Origin of the sequence: Microtetraspora malaysiensis (assembly GCF_050947145.1) — a bacterium.
In the GTDB taxonomy this organism is placed as follows: Bacteria; Actinomycetota; Actinomycetes; order Streptosporangiales; family Streptosporangiaceae; genus Microtetraspora_A; species Microtetraspora_A malaysiensis.
This window is the reverse complement of the sequence record NZ_CP191998.1, coordinates 5,598,571-5,616,885: the sequence shown is the minus strand read 5'-3', so window position 1 is coordinate 5,616,885 and position 18,315 is coordinate 5,598,571. Positions and strand designations below refer to the sequence as shown.

At 70.3% G+C, this 18,315-nt stretch carries 20 protein-coding genes and 1 tRNA gene; 6 read left to right on the top strand and 15 right to left on the bottom strand.

Annotation, left to right across the window (positions count from 1 at the left end; all coding sequences use genetic code 11):
* Positions 1–34: 34 nt before the first annotated feature.
* Complete coding sequence (locus ACQP1V_RS26565) at positions 35–409, bottom strand: winged helix-turn-helix transcriptional regulator (RefSeq protein ID WP_387411903.1); 375 nt, start codon at positions 407–409, stop codon at positions 35–37.
* A 104-nt stretch (positions 410–513) separates the two neighbouring features.
* Here ACQP1V_RS26565 and ACQP1V_RS26560 point away from each other — a divergent pair, with 104 nt between their 5' ends.
* The 4 genes from ACQP1V_RS26560 to ACQP1V_RS26545 all read left to right on the top strand — a co-directional run bounded on the left by ACQP1V_RS26560 (position 514) and on the right by ACQP1V_RS26545 (position 5,350).
* The gene (locus tag ACQP1V_RS26560) at positions 514–2,022 is read left to right on the top strand and encodes an FAD-dependent monooxygenase (protein ID WP_433412725.1); all 1,509 of its coding nucleotides are present in this window, start codon (positions 514–516) and stop codon (positions 2,020–2,022) included.
* A 424-nt stretch (positions 2,023–2,446) separates the two neighbouring features.
* Positions 2,447–3,166 (top strand): hypothetical protein, encoded by a 720-nt coding sequence (locus ACQP1V_RS26555; RefSeq protein ID WP_433412723.1) that lies wholly within the window; start codon positions 2,447–2,449, stop codon positions 3,164–3,166.
* A 104-nt stretch (positions 3,167–3,270) separates the two neighbouring features.
* Positions 3,271–3,876: a DUF6596 domain-containing protein gene (locus ACQP1V_RS26550; protein WP_433412721.1), complete on the top strand. Its 606-nt coding sequence runs from the start codon at positions 3,271–3,273 to the stop codon at positions 3,874–3,876.
* Positions 3,877–4,093: 217 nt separating this feature from the next.
* The gene (locus tag ACQP1V_RS26545; RefSeq protein WP_387411898.1) at positions 4,094–5,350 is read left to right on the top strand and encodes a serine hydrolase domain-containing protein; all 1,257 of its coding nucleotides are present in this window, start codon (positions 4,094–4,096) and stop codon (positions 5,348–5,350) included.
* Between the two features lie 33 nt (positions 5,351–5,383).
* On the opposite strand, the gene ACQP1V_RS26540 is transcribed toward ACQP1V_RS26545, so the two are convergent.
* The 3 genes from ACQP1V_RS26540 to ACQP1V_RS26530 all read right to left on the bottom strand — a co-directional run bounded on the left by ACQP1V_RS26540 (position 5,384) and on the right by ACQP1V_RS26530 (position 7,454).
* Positions 5,384–5,512 (bottom strand): hypothetical protein, encoded by a 129-nt coding sequence (locus ACQP1V_RS26540; protein WP_433412719.1) that lies wholly within the window; start codon positions 5,510–5,512, stop codon positions 5,384–5,386.
* A 65-nt stretch (positions 5,513–5,577) separates the two neighbouring features.
* On the bottom strand, positions 5,578–6,246 hold the full coding sequence (locus ACQP1V_RS26535; protein WP_433412717.1) for a response regulator transcription factor: 669 nt from the start codon (positions 6,244–6,246) through the stop codon (positions 5,578–5,580).
* Positions 6,243–7,454 (bottom strand): sensor histidine kinase, encoded by a 1,212-nt coding sequence (locus tag ACQP1V_RS26530; protein WP_433412715.1) that lies wholly within the window; start codon positions 7,452–7,454, stop codon positions 6,243–6,245. The genes ACQP1V_RS26535 and ACQP1V_RS26530 overlap by 4 nt, the downstream gene beginning before the upstream one ends.
* Before the next feature lie 193 nt (positions 7,455–7,647).
* On the opposite strand from ACQP1V_RS26530, the gene ACQP1V_RS26525 reads away from it, so the two are divergent.
* Positions 7,648–8,913, top strand: a complete 1,266-nt coding sequence (locus ACQP1V_RS26525) for an alpha/beta hydrolase family protein (RefSeq protein WP_433412713.1) — start codon at positions 7,648–7,650, stop codon at positions 8,911–8,913.
* Positions 8,914–9,194: 281 nt separating this feature from the next.
* On the opposite strand, the gene ACQP1V_RS26520 is transcribed toward ACQP1V_RS26525, so the two are convergent.
* The 6 genes from ACQP1V_RS26520 to ACQP1V_RS26495 all read right to left on the bottom strand — a co-directional run bounded on the left by ACQP1V_RS26520 (position 9,195) and on the right by ACQP1V_RS26495 (position 11,653).
* Entirely contained in the window at positions 9,195–9,671 is a 477-nt protein-coding gene (locus ACQP1V_RS26520) for a hypothetical protein (RefSeq protein WP_433412711.1), read from the bottom strand.
* 105 nt (positions 9,672–9,776) lie between these two features.
* Positions 9,777–9,953: a hypothetical protein gene (locus ACQP1V_RS26515; protein ID WP_432862985.1), complete on the bottom strand. Its 177-nt coding sequence runs from the start codon at positions 9,951–9,953 to the stop codon at positions 9,777–9,779.
* 33 nt (positions 9,954–9,986) lie between these two features.
* Complete coding sequence (locus tag ACQP1V_RS26510; protein WP_433412709.1) at positions 9,987–10,301, bottom strand: hypothetical protein; 315 nt, start codon at positions 10,299–10,301, stop codon at positions 9,987–9,989.
* Positions 10,298–10,885, bottom strand: coding sequence for a hypothetical protein (locus ACQP1V_RS26505; RefSeq protein WP_433412707.1), 588 nt, complete (start codon positions 10,883–10,885; stop codon positions 10,298–10,300). The genes ACQP1V_RS26510 and ACQP1V_RS26505 overlap by 4 nt, the downstream gene beginning before the upstream one ends.
* 49 nt (positions 10,886–10,934) lie before the next feature.
* Positions 10,935–11,495: a MauE/DoxX family redox-associated membrane protein gene (locus ACQP1V_RS26500; RefSeq protein ID WP_433412705.1), complete on the bottom strand. Its 561-nt coding sequence runs from the start codon at positions 11,493–11,495 to the stop codon at positions 10,935–10,937.
* Entirely contained in the window at positions 11,492–11,653 is a 162-nt protein-coding gene (locus ACQP1V_RS26495) for a hypothetical protein (protein WP_433412703.1), read from the bottom strand. The genes ACQP1V_RS26500 and ACQP1V_RS26495 overlap by 4 nt, the downstream gene beginning before the upstream one ends.
* 517 nt (positions 11,654–12,170) lie before the next feature.
* Between ACQP1V_RS26495 and ACQP1V_RS26490 the strand changes: the two genes are divergently transcribed.
* A complete protein-coding gene (locus ACQP1V_RS26490; protein WP_433412701.1) occupies positions 12,171–12,506 on the top strand; it encodes a hypothetical protein in 336 nt (111 codons plus the stop codon).
* 290 nt (positions 12,507–12,796) lie between these two features.
* Here ACQP1V_RS26490 and selD read toward each other — a convergent pair whose 3' ends face one another.
* The 5 genes from selD to ACQP1V_RS26465 form a co-directional block, all read right to left on the bottom strand.
* Positions 12,797–13,807, bottom strand: a complete 1,011-nt coding sequence (selD, locus tag ACQP1V_RS26485) for a selenide, water dikinase SelD (protein ID WP_433412699.1) — start codon at positions 13,805–13,807, stop codon at positions 12,797–12,799.
* Between the two features lie 12 nt (positions 13,808–13,819).
* Positions 13,820–13,913, bottom strand: a tRNA-Sec gene (locus ACQP1V_RS26480).
* Between the two features lie 23 nt (positions 13,914–13,936).
* On the bottom strand, positions 13,937–15,685 hold the full coding sequence (locus tag ACQP1V_RS26475) for a SelB domain-containing protein (RefSeq protein WP_433412697.1): 1,749 nt from the start codon (positions 15,683–15,685) through the stop codon (positions 13,937–13,939).
* A complete protein-coding gene (selA, locus tag ACQP1V_RS26470) occupies positions 15,676–16,950 on the bottom strand; it encodes an L-seryl-tRNA(Sec) selenium transferase (protein ID WP_433412695.1) in 1,275 nt (424 codons plus the stop codon). The genes ACQP1V_RS26475 and selA overlap by 10 nt, the downstream gene beginning before the upstream one ends.
* Before the next feature lie 99 nt (positions 16,951–17,049).
* Positions 17,050–18,276, bottom strand: a complete 1,227-nt coding sequence (locus ACQP1V_RS26465; protein WP_433412693.1) for an IS701 family transposase — start codon at positions 18,274–18,276, stop codon at positions 17,050–17,052.
* Positions 18,277–18,315: the final 39 nt, after the last annotated feature.

Here is an 18,315-nt window from a genome sequence, read left to right as displayed (position 1 = left end):
AGTTGCCCGCTTCGCCCCCGCTCCTGGAGCGGGGTCAGGAAAGCGCGGCGCCGGCGTCGTGGGTCGCGCGCGCGGCGATCAGGTCGGGCAGGTGCGCGCTGGTCCACTCGCAGGCTGCGGCCAACGGACGGAACAGCGTGCGGCCGAGCGAGGTGAGCTCGTACTCCACGCGGGGCGGGTTCTCGGCGTAGGCGGTGCGGGAGACCAGGCCGTCGCGCTCCATCGAGCGCAGCGAGGCGGCCAGCGTCTTCGGTGTGATGCCCCGCAACGGCACCTGGAGCTCCGAGAAGCGCCGGGGACCTTCGGCGAGACAGGCGATGATCTTCACGGTCCACTTACCGCCGATCTGGATCAGCGGCCTGACAGGGGCACATCCCGCGAACATGTCGGGTTCCAGCGGCCGGGTCACCGGTCCATCGTAGGCAACTATCGTTGCGGAAACCGGCACCCCCCGATCTACCGTCTGCGCAGCGGCCGGCGACCTCACCGCCGGCCCTGTCGAACGGAGCATCCGTGACGAACGTCGATGTGATCGTTGTCGGAGCCGGGCCGACCGGGCTCATGCTCGCCGCAGAGCTGGGCCTCGCCGGAGTGCGGGCCGTGGTCGTCGAACGGCTGACGCAGCGCAGCGGACAGTCCAAGGCGCTCGGCATCCAGCCCCGCTCCGCGGAGGCGCTCGAACTGCGCGGCCTCCTGGAACCGCTCATGGACCGGGCGATCCAGCGGGTGCCCGGCGGGCACTTCGCCGGACTTCGGCTGGACTTCACCGCCTGGGACACCCGGCATCCGTACATGATCGGCATCCCCCAGGGGCGCGTCGAGGCGCTGCTCGAGGAACGGCTCGGCGAGCTGGGCGTCCAGGTCCTGCGTGGGCACGAGGTAACCGCGCTCTCGCAGGATCCCGACGGGGTCGAGGCGACTCTGCTCGGGCCCGGCGGCGAGTCACGGCTCACGGCCCGTTTCCTGGTGGGCTGCGACGGCGGGCACAGCACCGTCCGCGAGCTGCTGGGCATCGGCTTTCCCGGCCTGGACGGGAAGCTGTCCTCGGTGGTCTGCGACATCACGATCTCCGACCCGGACGGGGCCGTGTCGGAGACCTGGAGCCTGCCCGTCATGACGCCCGACCGGAACGGCAAGGGCTACATCGCTCCCATCGGCGGCGGCGTCCACCGCTTCCTGTTCTACGGGGCCGAGCAGCAGGGGCTCTCCCGCGACACCCCGATCACCGAGGAGGAGGTGGACCGGGCCCTGCGCAACGCGTTCGGACCCGGGGTTCGGGTCACGGGCATCCGGTGGGCCTCCCGGTTCACCGACGCCTCGCGGCAGATCGAGCGGTACCGCCACGGGCGGATCCTGCTCGCCGGAGACGCCGCGCACATCCACTCGCCCATGGGCGGGCAGGGGCTCAACCTCGGCCTGCAGGACGCGTTCAACCTGGGGTGGAAGCTCGCGGCGGAGATCGGTGGGTGGGCGCACGAGGGGCTACTCGACACCTACCACGCCGAACGGCATCCGGTCGCCGCGCGCGTCCTCGCCAACACCCGTGCCCAGGCCGTCCTGCTCGTCCACGACGCGGAGAACCTGGCCCTGCGCGACATCGTCGAGGAACTGCTGCGGGTGCCGGACGCCAACCGGATCGTCGCCGGGAAGATCTCGGGGCTGGATATCCGTTACGACCTGCCCGGCCGCTTCCACCACCTGCTCGGGCGCCACCTTCCCGACCTCGACCTGGTGACGCCGTCCGGGTCCGACCGTGTGGCGCGGCTGCTGCGCGACGGCCGCACCCTGCTGCTGACGACGGCCGACGAGGCGGTGTTCGCCGAGGCCGCCGAGCCGTGGTCGGCCCGGATCGGCCGGGCGCACGTGAAGGGCGAGCTCGGTGCGGACGCGGTGCTGGTACGGCCCGACGGCTATGTCGCCTGGGCCGGTTCCGCCGCCGACGTCTCCGGCCTCGCCGACGCCTTGGCACTGTGGGCGGGCGCGCCCGCGCGGTCGCCCTCGCCGGTGGACATCCCTGAGTGATCCAGGAACAATCTGTCAGCTTCTCGGCCGTAAACGACCGAGCTTGCAGCTCCTCGCCATCGATGGATTCGACGGTTCAGGCCGCGTACGGCAGCGTGACTCACTGCCCAGCGTGGCGAACCACGCCGCGTTGCGATGTCGATAACAGACCAGAGAGCCGTTCCCCGGCATACCGGGTGCGTTCAGTCCCGCCACCACAACACGAACCGTAACAACAAAACCACGAAGAGTGAAGTCATAACCTCGTACGCGGTAGCCCTCCGGTGCGTAATCGCCATTCGGACCACTTTGAGCTACCGCTCATCTTCCTCTTGGCAACGGCTGCCGAGACACTTACGATCAACCAGCGCTATTTACCTCGTTGAGCTTTGTGCCCCGTTTCGGGGATGTGACCTCGGATGCCGAAGCCAAGGGAGAGCCCACGATGACCGTGATCATGCTGTGGGCGCACACGCGCTCCATCTCGACGGCGTTCCTCCGCATGATGATCGAGCGCGGCGACGTGCTGGTCCTGCACGAGCCCTTGATCGCCCTCGCCGAACTGGGCGAGGTGCCGGTTCCCACCCCCGAAGGGGGCTCGGTTCCCGCCCGCACGGAGAAGGAGTTCCTGGAGCTCGTGACCAACCTGAGCCGGGTCCGCCCGGTGTTCGTCAAGGACGTGTTCGACTACCGGTACGAGTACTTGTACGACCATCCAGACGCGATCGCCGGGATCACGCACACGTTCCTGGTGCGGCATCCGCGCCAGACGATCAGCTCCCACTACGCGATGAAGCCGACGGTGACCAGCCAGGAGATCGGCTACGAGCGGCAGTACGAACTGTTCGGGGCGGCATGGGCGGCCACCGGACGCAAGCCCCTCGTGATCCGCTCCGAGCGGCTGGTCAGCGATCCGGTCTCGGTGGTCGAGAGCTTCTGCGCCTACGCCGGGCTGCCCTTCCTACCGCACTCGCTCAGGTGGAGCCCCGGCGAACGGCCCGAGTGGCAGCGGTATCGCGCCTGGCACATCGACGCCATCCACAGCACGGGTTTCAGCGGCCACCGCAACGACTACGCCGTCACGGTCGACAACAACGCCCTGCTGAAGTCCTACTACGACCACCACTATCCGTTCTACGAATTGCTCGTCCAGCACGCCGACTGATCGGAGCCGGGCGGAGGGCTCTCTTGCCGATGTCGGCCAGGTGAGGAGCTGGGACGGCCGGAACCGGCCGTCCCGACTCAACGCGTGCGTGCGAGAGCCGGCCCGTGCTCGCCGTCCTGTACCTCGTCTTCAACGAGGGATACCTCGCGACCGGCCCCGACACCGGTCCCGTACGTCACGACCTGACCGCCGAGGCGATCCGGCTCACCCGCCTGATCCGCGCGCTCCTGCCGCCGGACGGAGAAGTGGCCGGGCTGCTGGCGCTGATGCTGCTCACCGAGGCCCGCCGCACCGCCCGGGTCTCGGCCAGCGGCGTACTGATCGCTTTCAACGAGCAGGACCGTGGGGCCTGGGACGCGGCGCTGATCGCCGAGGGTCATCGACTGGTGCGCGAGCGCCTCGCCGCTTACTCCGGGACGAACGTCAGCCTCTGGGCGCTGGCCCCGGCGTTCTTCGTCATCGGCGTCGGCATCGGCCTCAGCTTCGCCACGATCCCCGTCGTCGCTCTCGGCGATGCGAAACCTGACGAAGCCGGCAGCGCCGGCGGCTCGTTCAGCTCGATCCAGCAACTCGCATCAGCGGTCTGCTCGGCCGCGGTCACGTCGATCTTCTTCCAAGCCGCGACCTCCGGACTGGGCCACGCCATGAAAGTCAGTCTCCCGGCCATCGCCCTGATGCCCCGCAAGGCACGGTCAGAACCCCAGCGGTGAGCAACCGGCCATCCTCACGGCGAGGGCGGCCAGATCGAGGCCGCGGCCGCCGGGGATTCGGTGTATCGCGGGCGTATCGAAAATCGCATACGCCACCGCAACGGTCTTCCGTCTTCAGTGGAGGCACGGGGACCGCATGGGTGGGGGATCGGTTGCCGATAGCGGTCGCCGGTAGACCTGCAACGGTCGATTTGTCGATCAGGAAAGGACCGTGATCATGGACTCGGATTCCGTACGTGGTATCAATCGGCGGCGGCTGCTCGGGTGGGGCGGGTTGGCGGCCGCCGGCGTGGTGGCGGCCGGCGCGCCGCTGGTGGGCGCCCGATCCGGGCATGCCGTAGCCGCGGGACACCGTCCGGCACCAACCGACCCCGACATCCCACCGGCCACCCGTCCCGGCGGAGCCTACGACCGGTACGTGGCGAAGCTGGCCGCCGAGGGCAAGTTCTCCGGCGTGGTGCTGTTGTCGCACAAGGGTCGGACGGTGCTGTCCCGCAGCTACGGCATGGCCGACAAGGAGAAGGGGATCCACAATCACGAAGGCACCGCGTTCAGCCTCAGCTCGGCGGGCAAGCCGTTCGGCGCGGTGGCCATCTTGCAGCTGGCACAGCAGGGCAAGCTGAGCCTGTCGGACACGGTGGGCACCCACCTGAAGGGCTACGCCAAGGACATCGCCGAGCAGGTGACCATCCACCACCTGCTCTCCGGCACCTCCGGGCTGAACACCCCGGATGAGGACGTGCAACGCATCTTCCAGAGCCGGAAGGAGGTGCACGAGTATCACAAGCAGTGGGCCCGGCAGTCGAAGGTGGTGGCCCCGCCTGGCACTCCCACCGGCCACTCCGGTGCCGATGTCGCCATCCCCGCGCAGATCGTGGAGGCCGTGACCGGCATGACGTACTGGGACTACGTCCAGGAGAGCATCTTCAAGCGCTGCGGCATGACCGGCTCGGCGTTCTACACCCGGCCGCAGTGGCTCACCGACAAGCACATCGCACACCCGTACATGAAGGTGGCCGACGGCAGCGTGGTGGACGCCGTCCGCAACCTGGACCAGGGCAGCCCGTACCCGTACGTACTCGGCAAGAACCCGGGCCGCAGCTTCATCGATGCCCCCGGGGACGGTGGCTTCGCCACCGCGCCGGATCTGGTCCGGTTCGCGCACGCGCTGGGCGACGGCACGGTGCTGGACCGGCCCTGGGCCGACGTGCTCACCGGGGCCAAGATCCCCCATGGCAGTGCGTCGTTCGGGGCGTACGGGATTCCGGTCTCCATCGTCAACGGCCAGTGGGTGTTCGGGCGCGCCGGTGGCAACCCCGGTGTCGGCGCCAACTGGAGCATCTACCCGTACACCGGCTGGGTCGGTGTCATCCTCAGCAACCGCGATTCGGACGGCGTGTCGCTGCAGGAGATCATCGGGCGGCAGACGCAGGCCATCACCGGAGCTTCGCCCGGCGACGGGGGTGGTGGCTGAAACGGACCGGCGGCAGACGGGTCCGCACTGTTATCAGTCGGCCGCGACGGCCCCGCTCGCCGGCGCTGTGGGCACCAGCCGCACCATGACGGTGATGCCGTACATGCGGGCGACCTCGAACAGCGCGGTGAGGGCGCTGCTGTAGGGCCCGCTGCTCGCCATCGTCACCGTCGCCTACCACCGCAGACGCCGCGGCTGACATCACGGCCGGCGGGAGTGTGGGGCGGTCAGAGGTCGGGGGCGGCAGGGCGGATGAGGCCGCTTTCGTAGGCGAAGACCACCACCTGGGCGCGATCACGCAGCCCGAGCTTGACCAGCACGCGGCTCAGATGCGTCTTGACCGTCGCCTCGGCCAGATGCAACGCCGCGGCGACCTCGGCATTGGACAGCCCGCGCGCCACCTGCACCAGCACCTCGTGCTCGCGCGCGGTCAGCCGCGCCAGCCGTTCGTGCCGTTCGGCGGGTCCCGGCGTCATCTGCGGCGCGAACCTCTCCAGCACGCGGCGGGTGACGCGCGGCGACAGCGCCGCCTCTCCCGCCGCGACGTCGCGGATCGCGCTCAGCAGCTCCTGCGGTCGCGTGTTCTTCGGCAGGAACCCGGCCGCTCCGGCCTGCAGCCCGGCGAAGGCGTACTCGTCCAGATCGAAGGTGGTCAGGATGAGCACGCGCGAGCGCGGGCTGTCGCGCGCGATCCGGCGGGTGGCCTCGATGCCGTCCAGGCCGGGCATGCGCACGTCCATCAGCACCACGTCCGGACGCAGGTGCCGCGCCAGCCGGGCCGCCTGCTCGCCGTCGTCCGCTTCCCCGGCCACCTCCATGTCCGGCTCGGCCTCGAAGACCATGCGGAAGGCCATCCGCAGCAGCGACTCGTCGTCGGCGATCAGCAGCCGGATCATCGTGGCGCTCCCAGGTCCAGCACGGCCAGCACCCGCCATCCGCCGCCCGTCACCGGCCCGGCGTCCAGGGTCCCGCCATAGGCGGCCACCCGTTCCCGCATGCCCGTGATCCCGCGCCCATCACCCCGGAGCCCAGAGCGGGGCTCGGGCACCCCGGTCTCGGTGTCGAGGGGCCCAGGGGTGCCGAGCACAACCGGGTCGCGAACGTCGGTGATCTCCACCTCGGCACGGCGTGACGACACTTCGACCCGCACATCGGCGCGGGCCCCGGGCGCGTGCCGCAGTGTGTTCGTCAGCGCCTCCTGAACCAGCCGGTAGATCGTCAGCTGGGCGGCGGCGGGAACCGCCTCGGTGTCACCGGCCACCCGGACACACGTCGCCAGCCCGGCTGCACGCGTCCGCTCGGCCAGCGGACCGAGCTCGGCGATCCCGGGCGCAGGCTGGAGCATCTCGTCAAGGCGGTCCTCGCCCGAAGTGGCGCGGCTCCGTCCGGTGCTCAGGGAGCGGCGCATGTCCTGCAGGGCTTGGCGTCCCGTCGCGGCGATGTGCTCCACCGCCGCCGCGGCCCGGTCCGGCGCGCTGTGGCGGACGTAGCCGGCGCTGTCGGCCAGCGCCACCATGACCGACAGGTTGTGGGTGACGATGTCGTGCATGTCGCGGGTCATCCGCGCGCGTTCCTCGGCGACGGCCAGCCGTGCCCGCTGCTCGCGGTCGTGCTCCAGGGAGGTCACGTATGCCCGCCGTACCCGCATCCACAGGCCGGCCATGAGGGCGGCGGCCGCCATCGCGCTCAGCGCGGCCGCCGTGAAGGGGAACTGGCCGGGCGGCGCCCAGCGGGCGGCGGCCAGCAGCACCCCTGCCTGCAGCGCGAGCGCCGCCGGCAGGGTGTGGCGCCACGGGCGGTGCGCGGCGACCGTGTACAGGGCCACCAGGAGGGCGGCGTCGGCGGGAAGCTGCACGTCCAGCGCCCACTGGACGGCGGCGGCGAGGCCGATCACGCCCAGGACCGTCATCGGGGCGCGCCGCCTCCAGGCCAGCGGTGCCACCAGCGCCGTCTGCAGCGCGAGCAGCCATGGGGGACCGGACAGCACCCGGCCGGGCCCGAGCGTGGCCAGGAACAGTGCGGCGGCCGACAGCGCGTCGGCGGGCACGGTCGACCATCGGCTCAGCGCGGTGAGGTGGGCCGCCAGACGGTCGGCTGGTCTCATGCGTTTCACCCTAGATGTCCTGCGGGTTCGCTCCCGCTCCTCCCCGGGGATGACCGTCATCCGAAAGTCGCATGCGCGCGTGCGACCTCCGCCGCTGGCCCGCGGGCGTTCCGGGCTGCCAGCCTCGCCGGACATCCTTTTCCGGTTGAGGAGCTTTCGCATGTCCTTTGTTACGAAAAATACGGATCTGGCCATGGGGGCAAAGGCCACCGGTTCGTCCACTATCTCCGAGAGCCCGGCGTCCGCCGTCCGGAAATCCGCGGGCAAGGTCGCGGGGATGGCCGCGGGGATGGCCGTGCTAATGCTGGCGGTCTCCCTGCCCGTGGCCGGCGCCGACGCCGGGAGCCCGATCGGGGTGAGCCTGCCCGCGCCCGGCGGCCCGTATCCGGTCGGGACCGTGGCCATGCGGCTGGTCGACCGCTCGCGGCCCGATCCGCTGATGGCGGCCAAGCCGTACCGGGAACTGATGATCAGCCTGTGGTACCCGGCGGTGGCGGGCGGCGGACCGCTCGCACCGCACATGGCGCCGCTGGCCGCCGCCGACTGGGATCGGCACTCGGCGCCGCCCCTGGGCATCGCCAAGGGCGCCGTCACCTGGGGCGCCACGCGCACCCATGCCCGCGTGGGCGCGCCGGTCGAGCCGCGTGCGGGCAAGCTGCCGGTGGTGCTGTTCGGTTCGGGGGACGGCGGGCCGCGCACGCTGGGCACCACCCTGGTCGAAGACCTGGCCTCGCGCGGCTACCTGGTCGTCACCGTCGACCACACCTATGAGGCCGACCAGGTGGAGTTTCCCGGCCGACGCCTGGCGCGTGCCCGGCCGCTGCCGGCGAAGCTGACGCCGAAGGTCATCGCCAAGCTGCTGGCCAAGCACGCGCGGGCGCGCCTGGCGGACATGCGCTACGTCCTGGACCAGGTCACCGCCCTGGCCCACGGCCGCCCGATCGGGGGCAAGCTGCCCGAGGGGATGCTCGGCGCGCCCGACGCCTCACGGGTGGGGGCGCTGGGACAGTCGCTGGGTGGGTCGGTCGCCGCGCAGCTGACCCGCGACGACGCCCGCGTGGACGCGGGCGTCAACCTTGACGGCGCCTACGTCGGCCCGGTGGCCACCCGCGGCGTGACCAGGCCGTTCCTGCAACTGGCGGCCGAGACCCACACGCGTGCCAGCGAGCCGAGCTGGAAGTCGTTCTGGCAGGCCTCGACCGGATGGAAGCGGGAGCTGCGCGTCAAGGGCGGGGCCCACGGCTCGTTCACCGACCTGCAGCCGCTGCTGCCGCAGATCGCGGCCAAGCTCCCCAAGGTGCCGCTCGCGGACTACGTGGGCACGATCGAGCCCGGCCGTTCGGTGGCGGCCCAGCGCGCCTACGTCGGGGCCTTCTTCGACCTGCACCTGCGAGGCAAGCCGACCCACCTGTTCGAGGGCCCCGACACTCGCTTCCCCGAGGTCTCCCTCATCCCCTGACCCCGTGCGGTCCCCGGCTCCCCGCTCACGCGGCCGGCTCCAGGTCGCCGACCGCGGTCATCCAGGCCAGGCGGGCCGGCCTCGGCAACACACCGTCACCAGGACGACCGGCGGCCCGCAGATCGCTGACCCCGGTGCCCACTACTGCTTGCGCGGCAGAGCCACCGGGATCCTGCTCGCCATTCGTCGCGACGATCTTCCACCTGCCGGTCGGAGAAGCGTCATCGTGACGCTTCTCCGACCGGCGCTGAGGCGGCGAGCCGTACCCTCGGCAGCGGGTTTCACCCCCCGATCCACATCACCGCCAGGATGATGAGAATCACCGTCTCGGCAATGTCCAGCCGCCCGGCCCACCGGGAGAACCGGCGCAGGTCGGCGGAGGGATGCCTGCCGCGGCTGAAGGATCGCGCCGACATCAGCACCAGGGGAAAGGCCCGCCCCGCCGCGACACCCAGGAAGGGAATAACGGCCAGCAACCAGTTCGGCGCACCCAGTGGCCACAACACCACCAGATAGAGGCCCGGCGATGACAGGGCGGTGGCGAGCCCGGTGCCGAGCGCCACCCCGAAGACTCCCGCGTAGGGGACGGGGCCGAGCGCCGCCCAGTGCCGTGGCACCCGCCACGGGCTGCCCTCCAGCCGCACCGGCACGAACCCGCCGGCCACCAGCGCGAGGGCCAGGGCCACGCCGCCGAGCGCCCACGCCGGAGGCTCGCCTGCGACCTCGCCCAGCAGGTATCCCACGGTCGCGGTCGCCATCGCTCCCAAGGGAAGACCGGCGGCATAGGCCGAGACCGCGAACGCCTTCAGTTGCTCTCTCCCCCGGACCGGAGGAGATGCGATCACGTGGACCGCGTTACCGCCTCAAGGCGTCTGCAGTCCCTGGATGCCGCTCAGGATGCCGAGCAGCGCGAGCAGTGGAATCTCCCAGCCGTCGGCGGTCCTGGGGACGGACAACATCACGGCGGTGACGCCGATGCCTGCAGCGAGAGCGGGACCGGCGACTGACCACCTGGGGCTCAGCGGAACCGTCAACCGCATGAGATCACTCCTGGTTAGTTTCAATCAAGCCAGTCATCGGCCGTTGCAGTAGCAGTAGCTTCCCCCGCACTTGCAGTCGCAGCAGTAGTAACCGGGCGAATACGACCAGCACGCCCCTCCGCCGCAGCCGTTGTAGTAGCTGCACCCCGCGCTGCTGAGGCAGTCGCTTCCCGAGCATCTGCTCGATCCGCAGTGGCCGCTCCCGTACGGCCCGGTGCACACCGCCGCCTGGACGGGTGACTGGCCGACGGCCAGCCCGGCAAGCGTTCCGAAAGCGGTCGCGGTGGCCCCACGCAGCACCTGGCGGCGGTTGACCCTCGACGCGGTCCAGGTGAGCAGTCGTTTCATCGGGAAGTTCTCCTCTCCTCTGTGGGGGCGGACAAAACTGTGAGCTGGTTGGCCGCCTCGTGGGCGGCCAGTTCCAGACCGTCGAGGCCATTGACGATCCCTCGTGACCGCACCCGGCCGTCATGGCTGACCGCGACCGAAAACGGGGTCAGGCCGATCTCATACCGGGCGGCGATGCGGCCTCTAGGGTCGGGGATGACGCGGATCACGGAGGCCAGGTCACCGGCCCATTCGCGGACCGCGCGGGGATGGCCGTCGCAGATGACCACGACCAGGACGTCGGGATGCTCTGCCGCGAATTTCCGCAGCACCGATCGCAGGGCACCGCACAGGGTGCATCCGGTGGAGGCGAACACTGCTATGAAGGGCCGGTCCTGAGCGGGAAGCGTCACGACTTCGCCGTCTAGATCCTTTGTGTCCAGGGCCGGGAAGAGGCTCCCCTCCTCGGGACCGTGCGTGACCCGCCCCTCCGGACTGGTCATATACATCTGCCCGAAATGGTGGTAGAGGGCGAATACCGCGCCCGCCAACACAACGACCAGAATCCACAGAACGACATAGGAAATTACGAACAACGTACTCATATGCACCTCGTGCTCAATCCGCCCACAGCGCGGGCGGAAATCCCGTGGCTCACCTGCTCCCTCTGAGCGTCGAGCGGAATCTTTCGAACTGGATCGTCCGCCCCAGCAATGCGAAACAGGCGATGCAGGCCACCCCGAGCAGCACGCCGGTCAACGCGGCTGGCAGGGCTGTTGCGTCAGTGATCGGCGATGTCGTTCCCGGCCCGCCCGCCGACAGAGCGAGAAGAACGAGACTCCCCGTTAGAAGAACGGCCGCCCGGACAGCGCTGACCGATGTCGGGACACCGGAGTCCAGAGCTCCGAAACAGCGGCAACTCTCAGAGACACCCATACGGGTGGCGTTCACCAGGATGGCGGTGAATCCCAGGGAAAGTCCGGCCGCTCCGAGGGCCGCCCACCATCCCGTTCCGGCGATGAGGCAGGTGCCCAGGGCTCCCTCGCAGAGGGGAACCGCCACCCGTGAAATCCGCACCAGGACAGGAGGGATCGCCATGGCTTCGAGAAAAGGGGACAGCGAGGCACCCCCTCCCGCCTTCATGAGAGCGGCGAAGACCAGCTGGATGCCGATCGCCGTCTGGAGGACGACAACCCACTGCCCCGAGCCGCTCAAGGCGAGACCAGCTCCGGGAGGGACCGGGCTACCTTGACGAGTTCGTCTGCCCCGACGTCGCGCGGCGCTCTGAGCGCGTAGGTGCTGCCCCGGGTGTTGACCGTCACCGAGTGCGCGTTGGGCGCCCAATATCGGTCGCCGTCGGGTCCGGTGAACATCCATATTCCATCGTGGTAAACGGCGCTCACCCCGGGAATCCTCAGGTCCACAGGAATTCCCTGCCGGTTCTCGGTGCCCTCCAAAGTCCTGCTCGGCTCGGCGACGAAACAGACCACCAGCGGTGAGGCATGCTCCTCGTGACCGGAGCCACGCGTGTAAACGAGTGCTATCTGATTTTCCAGGGTGCCGAACCCGGGGGACTCAGGCCCTTCCGTCCGGAATCGGAACTTGAATCCTTGGAGGACATACGAAGGCTGGAGATTTCTAGTTTCCACAGGTCACCTAACTCTATGGAGACGATTGACGGAACCGCCTCTGAGCGGCGAATCGATAACCATCCCGATGGGAACATGTGGTTGAATCTCTGTCAACCTTGAAAGTCAACGTAGTTTTATGAGAGCGTTGTTTGGGAAGATCATCGTCCTCCGCGGTAGGGGTCGATTCGTTCTCAATTGGTGGGACTGATCGGCTGAAGGCCCTGGTGGGGATGGGGTCTGTCCAGTCAACGGCTCCGGCATGAATCCGGCGGTGACGGAGCGTGGTCGAGGAAGGCGGAATTCGCACCTTCGGCCGGGTGAAGCCGGCGCGGTCATTGTCATCAACCTCGTGGGAATCGGCGATGCCGGCGCTATGGTCGGCTTACCGCTGGTAGCGACCATAGGGGTCGCTTCGCGACATCGCGTTCATGAGGTCGATGCGGACGATCGAATGATCAAGCCGACTGTCGGCATAGGAGTCGCCATGGCTCAAGCCCAAAACAACTGGAGGCTCACCTTTCGGTACGTCACTTTCCGCCACTGGCGCAAGCATTCACGTCATGCGCGTTCGGTGACCGAGGGCTTGCTGGTGTGACGTTGCTCAGCCTGGATGCGCCGCGTGATTTCTCGTGATCGATTCCTGGTCCGATTCCGTCGCGAGGATCGATTCGCCAGGTGAAGCGCTGTTTCCGGGCAGGTGAGAGCCGCTGCGCTGGTCGCAGCTTGCCCACAAGTCCGCAGGGCTCGGGGTCGGGGATTCATGCGCCGATAGCGCGGGTGACCGGCGCGGTCGTGGTGGTGCGGGCGGCGGTCAAGGGCGTTCAGGGCTGGTCAGACCGCTTGCGTCGGCGGTGGGTCGTGAACGGCGGAAAGTCTCCAGCAGGATCAGCCGTGGACGACGACGGAATGCGGGCCGCGCGGGACCAGTTCGCCGATGACGGGCGCGCCCGGGATCTCTCCCGCGATCAACAGCCCTCCGGATGTCTGGGCATCGGCGAGCAGAATCATCGTTTCGTCGTCGATCCCCGCCGCGTGCATCTGCGGCATCACCCAATCCAGGTTCCGCCGAGAGCCGCCTGGCACGAAGCCGGCCCGCACCGCCTCGCGCGCCCCTTCCAGCACCGGTACGGCCGCGGCGTCGATGACGGCGGTCACGCCGGACGCCCTGGCGAGCTTGAACGCGTGTCCCAGCAGACCGAATCCGGTGACATCCGTCGCGCACCGCACCCCGGCGGTGAGCGCCGCCGCGGAAGCTTTCGCGTTGAGCGCGGTCATGGTGGCGATGGCCTGTGGGAACACCTCGCCTGTGACCTTGTGCCGGTTGTTCAGCACCCCGAGGCCCAGCGGCTTGGTCAGCGAGAGCGGCAGACCGGCACGGCCGGAGTCGTTGCGGAGCAATCGGTCAGGGTCGGCCAGCCCGGTCACGGCCATGCCGTATTTGGGCTCCGGGCCGGTGACGCTGTGCCCGCCGGCGAGGTGGCACCCCGCATGGGCGGTGATCTCCGCGCCGCCGCGCAGCACCTCGCGCGCCAGATCGTACGGCAGGACGTCCCGCGGCCAGCACAAGAGGTTGAGCGCCACGATGGGCCGGCCGCCCATCGCGTAGACGTCGGAGAGAGCATTGGCGGCGGCGATCCTGCCCCAGTCATAGGGGTCGTCCACGACCGGGGTGAAGAAGTCGGCGGTGCTGACGACCGAGGCGCCGCCCCCGACGCGCACCACGGCGGCGTCGTCACCGGTCTCCACCCCGACCAGCAGGTCCGCCGCCGGGTCGTCGGGAGTGGCGAACCCGGCGCCGGACAGCAGTTCCTCCAGCTCACCCGCGGGGATCTTGCATGCGCACCCACCGCCGGCGGCGTACTGCGTTAATCTCTGCACGGCCCCATCATGATCCATGGAGCGTGAGAAGCGGAGGCGGACGGGAATCGAACCCGCCGCGCCGAGTTGCTCGGCGCCACCGGTTTTGAAGACCGGGAGGGCCACCAGGCACCCAGTCGCCTCCATGCGCCACTGTAGCGGCTCGGCTCACCGGATGATCACCCGATGAGTGTCGTCCACCCGCCGGGTACGTCCCGCCCGATCCAGATACTCCAGCAAGGGGATCGCCACGCGCCGCGACGTGCTGAGCGCCTCGCGGGCCTCGGCCGCAGTGAACGGCTGCGGCAGCCCGGCCAGGACCGACACCGCCTTGCCCGGGGCGTCGGGGAGCAGGACCACGCCCGGTGCCAGCCGTACCAGCTCACCGGCCTGCTCGGCGGCGGCCAGCGCGGCGGTGTCCAGGCCGAGCGCGGCCAGCCGGTTGGCGTCCGGCGCGCGGAAGGGGCTGCGGTCCAGCTCGCTGCGGACGGCGGCGACCGCCGTGCGCAGCGGCGCGGCGAGTACGGCGGGTGCGGCGGCGATACGGCCGCGCACGCGGTGCAACGCGGTGCCTTCCGTCAGCGCCGTCACCAGCGCCCGGTCCGGCAGGTCGAGCGCCTGTCGGAGTTCCTCGGCGCCCAGCCCGGGGTCGCTCGGGCTGGCCGCCGTGTGCTCGGCCACCAGCCGCACCAGCCGTTCGCGTAGTGCACTCCAGTGGGCCGGGTCGGCCAGCCAGTCGCCCGCCACCGGCGGACCGGGCGGCGCCGCGCCCATCGCCAGCAGCTCATCGCGCCGTAGGAGGCCGCGCCGCCGCAGCTCGGCCGCGCCGTCGGGCACGCCGTCGAACTGGGCCAGCTCGGTGGCGCGATCCCTGGCCGCTCCCCGGCGTCGTAACGCGGGCGGGCGCACGTCGAGCACGATCACACCGCAGATCGCGCCGCTGCCCGGATCGCGCAGCAGCGCCCGGTCGCCCAGCCGCAGGGGGAGCGGGCGCGCGAGCGTGATCCGGGCGCTGTCCTGGCCGAGGGGCCTGAGCCTGGCGGGTACGGCAGCCGATCCGATGTGCCAGACAAGCCGCTCGGGCAGCGGTCGCTCCGGCTCCGGGCGTACGGTCAGCCGCACGTCCGTCTCCTCCACCGCCAGCCAGCGGCCGGGCGTCACGAGCGCGTCGCCACGCCGCAGCCCGGAGGCCGCCCGGCCGCGCAGATTCACCGCGACCCTGGCGGGCCCCGCGAGCTCCTGCCGGGCCACCTGCAGGCTGTGCAGGCCGCGGACGTACACGGGCTCGCCGGCCCTGGTCGCCTCGAACGTGTCGGAAACCCGGATCGTCCCCGCGCCGAGTGTCCCGGTGACGACCACGCCTCGCCCGTCGACGGTGAACGCCCGGTCGACCCAGAGCCGTACGTCGGCGTCAGGCTCGCCTGCGGGGATCGCCGCGGCCAGTCGGCCCAGTGCCTCCCGCAGACCGGACAGGCCCTGCCCCGTGACCGCGCTGACCGCCACCGACTCGACCGGGCCGAGGCTGCTGCGGGCCAGCCGCTCGGCGGCCTCGCGCATCGCGGGTTCCGGATCGGCCAGATCGGACCGCGTCACCGCCAGCACCCCGTGTCGGATCCCCAGCGCGTCGATCACCTCCAGGTGCTCCTGCGACTGAGCCTGCCAGCCGCCATCGGCGGCGACGACGAACAGCACGGCCGGGACCGCCGCCACCCCCGTCAGCATGTTGGTGACGAAGCGCTCATGGCCGGGGACGTCCACGAACGCCATCTCGGGCGTACTGGTCCAGACGAAGCCGAGGTCGATGGTGAGCCCTCGGCGTCTCTCCTCCGCCCACCGGTCGGGCTCCATGCCGGTCAGGGCACGCAGCAGCGACGACTTGCCGTGGTCCACATGACCGGCGGTCGCGATCACCCGCATGCGGCCACCGCGCTCAACAGCTCCTTGTCCAGCTCTTCCGGCACGGCACGCAGATCGAGCAGGAGGTGCCCGCGCTCGACCCGGCCGAGCACGGCCGGGTCTCCCGAGCGCAATTGCGCCGCGAGCACGGGAGCCACAGCCAGCGCCGCGCTCGGCAACGTCACGCCGGGAGCTCCGCCGCCGCCGACCCGTGCCTCGGTGCGCACCGCCGCGGCGTCGACACCGGCGTCGGCCAGGCGTTCGGCCAATGCTTGGGCCCGGACATACAGGGCCTCTGGATCGGCGTGGAGCGCGGCGGCGACCGGGGTGGCCGGGGCGGCGAGGGTCGCCTCCAGCGCGGCAAGGGTCAGCTTGTCCACGCGGAGCGCGCGGGCGAGCGGGTGTCTGCGTAGGCGTTCGACGAGGTCGGCGCGGCCCAGGAGGAGGCCGCACTGAGGGCCGCCGAGCAGCTTGTCGCCGCTGGCCGTGACCAGGTGGGCCCCGGCGTTCAGCCACGTCGCGGCGTCAGGTTCGGCGGGCAGGAGGGGGTCGGGACGCAGCAGGCCGGAGCCGGCGTCGGCGACCAGGGGCACTCCGAGTGTGCTCAGCTCGGCCACTTCCGGAGTGGCGGTGAAGCCCTCGATCCGGTAGTTGGAGGGATGCACCTTGAGCACGAAACCGGTCTCCGGCCCGACCGCCTCGGCATAGTCGCGGAGCGTGGTCCTGTTGGTGGTGCCGACCTCCCGCAGCCGGGCACCCGTGGAGACCAGCAGGTCGGGCAGGCGGAACCCGTCACCGATCTCCACCAGCTCGCCCCGGCTGACGAGGATCTCCTTGCCGCCGGCCAGCGCGGTCGCCGCCAGCACCAGCGCGGCGGCGTTGTTGTTGACCACGTGCACCGCTTCCGCGGCCGGTACGGCGGCGGCGAGCGTGGCCAGCGCGCTCCGGCCGCGTCTCCCGCGCCTGCCGGTCTCCAGGTCGAGCTCGATGTCGGTGACCCCCGCCGCGTCGGCGATTGCCCGGACGGCGAGGGGCGAGAGGGGCGCCCGTCCCAGATTCGTGTGGAGTAACACGCCGGTGGCGTTGATGACCCGACGTAACGGGGTGAGGGCGGCCAGAGCCGCCCGTTTGACCGCGTCGGGCGCGAGCTCGCCGGTGCGGGCACGCTGCTGGGCTTGCTGGATCGCGGCTTTCACCCGGTCACGCCCGGCCTGTGCGACAGCCGGGGCGAGATCGGGATCGGCGAGCAGGTCATCGGTGCGGGGGATGGAACGCCGTGAGTCCACGTGATCCAGAGTGCCGCATACCGTGCGATCGGCGCATCAGGCGGACGCCGCGGCCAGGGCCGGGAGGGGACCGACTCCGGCACTCTGTCTCACCTTCTCCTACATTCGTAGGTCGGTTGGTGGTGGGTGCCGATCTGTTCCCTGACCGCGCTCCGCTGGGATGCTGTGGGTGAGGTGAGCGCGGGTGACCGTGAGGAAGGCCAGCGCGAGCATGACAGTGGTGACGTGGCGGTGCCAGGGCGTCCACTTGCGAACCTGGTACTGGGTCAGCCCGAGCAGGTCCTTGCCGTACTCGTTGTACTCCTCGATCTTCCAACGCATCCCAGCGATCTGGATCAGCTTGCTGATCGCGGTGCCCTCGATGGCGTGGGCCAGGAAGAATTCGATCTCGGCCGGGTCGGCGACGCTGCGCCGCGTCAGCAGCGTGTGAGCGTGGCCGGGGGCAGGGGCCTGGTCCTTGATGGCCACGGTGATGCTGGCCCAGTCGTACGAGCGGATGCCCTTGGTTCCGGTTCCGCACGCGCGGTGTTCCCGTACGAGCGGCCGGCCGGGCGCGAGCAGCCGGTCGAGCGCGTGGCCGACCGGTTCGCCGCCGCCGTCCGGCGTGCGCACCGGCAGATCGACCGGGACGGCCATCACGTAGGTGATCGGCCGCTCGGCACGGTGACAGAATGCGCGCAGGTCGGGATCGCGGCCGTAGCCGGCATCCGCGGTCAGGTACGCGAACGGCGTCGCGGCGGCCACCTCCTGTTCCAGCATCTCGATCACCAGGTGCGGCCTGGTGGTGAACGCCACGTGCTCGGGGACCCCAGCCAGGGCCCGACGGTCGGGGTCGCCGGCCCAGGACTCGGGCAGATACAGCCGCCGGTTGATGAACGCGTGCCCCGCACGGGAGGCGTAGGTGAGCATCGGCATGACCTGGCAGTTCTCCACCTGTCCAGTGGCGCCGCAGTACTGTCGGGCGACTCCGACTGACCGGTCGCCCTTCTTGATGGCCTGGGTGTCGTCGGCGATCAGCACGGCGTCCGGGCTGCCCAGATGCTCCACCACGTAGTCGCGTACCTGGTCGCGTAGCGCTTCGACGTCCCATTTCGCCCGGTCCAGCAGATGCTCGAACCGGTTGGCGGTGCTGTGCCCGATGTGATCGGACAGCTGCCAGGAGTTCTTGCGGGGGACGTCGGCCAGCAGGCCGCGGACCAGGTCGGTGAAGCTCGCTCTGGGTTCGGGCCGGGCGAACAACGGGGCAGCGATCCGTGTGGTCAACGCGGTCAGCTCGGCATCCCAGGACATGACGAGATCGTAGGAGAGCAAGGCCGCTCGCACCATCACGCATTCGATGCCGCTGAATCCGTCAAACCCGAATTC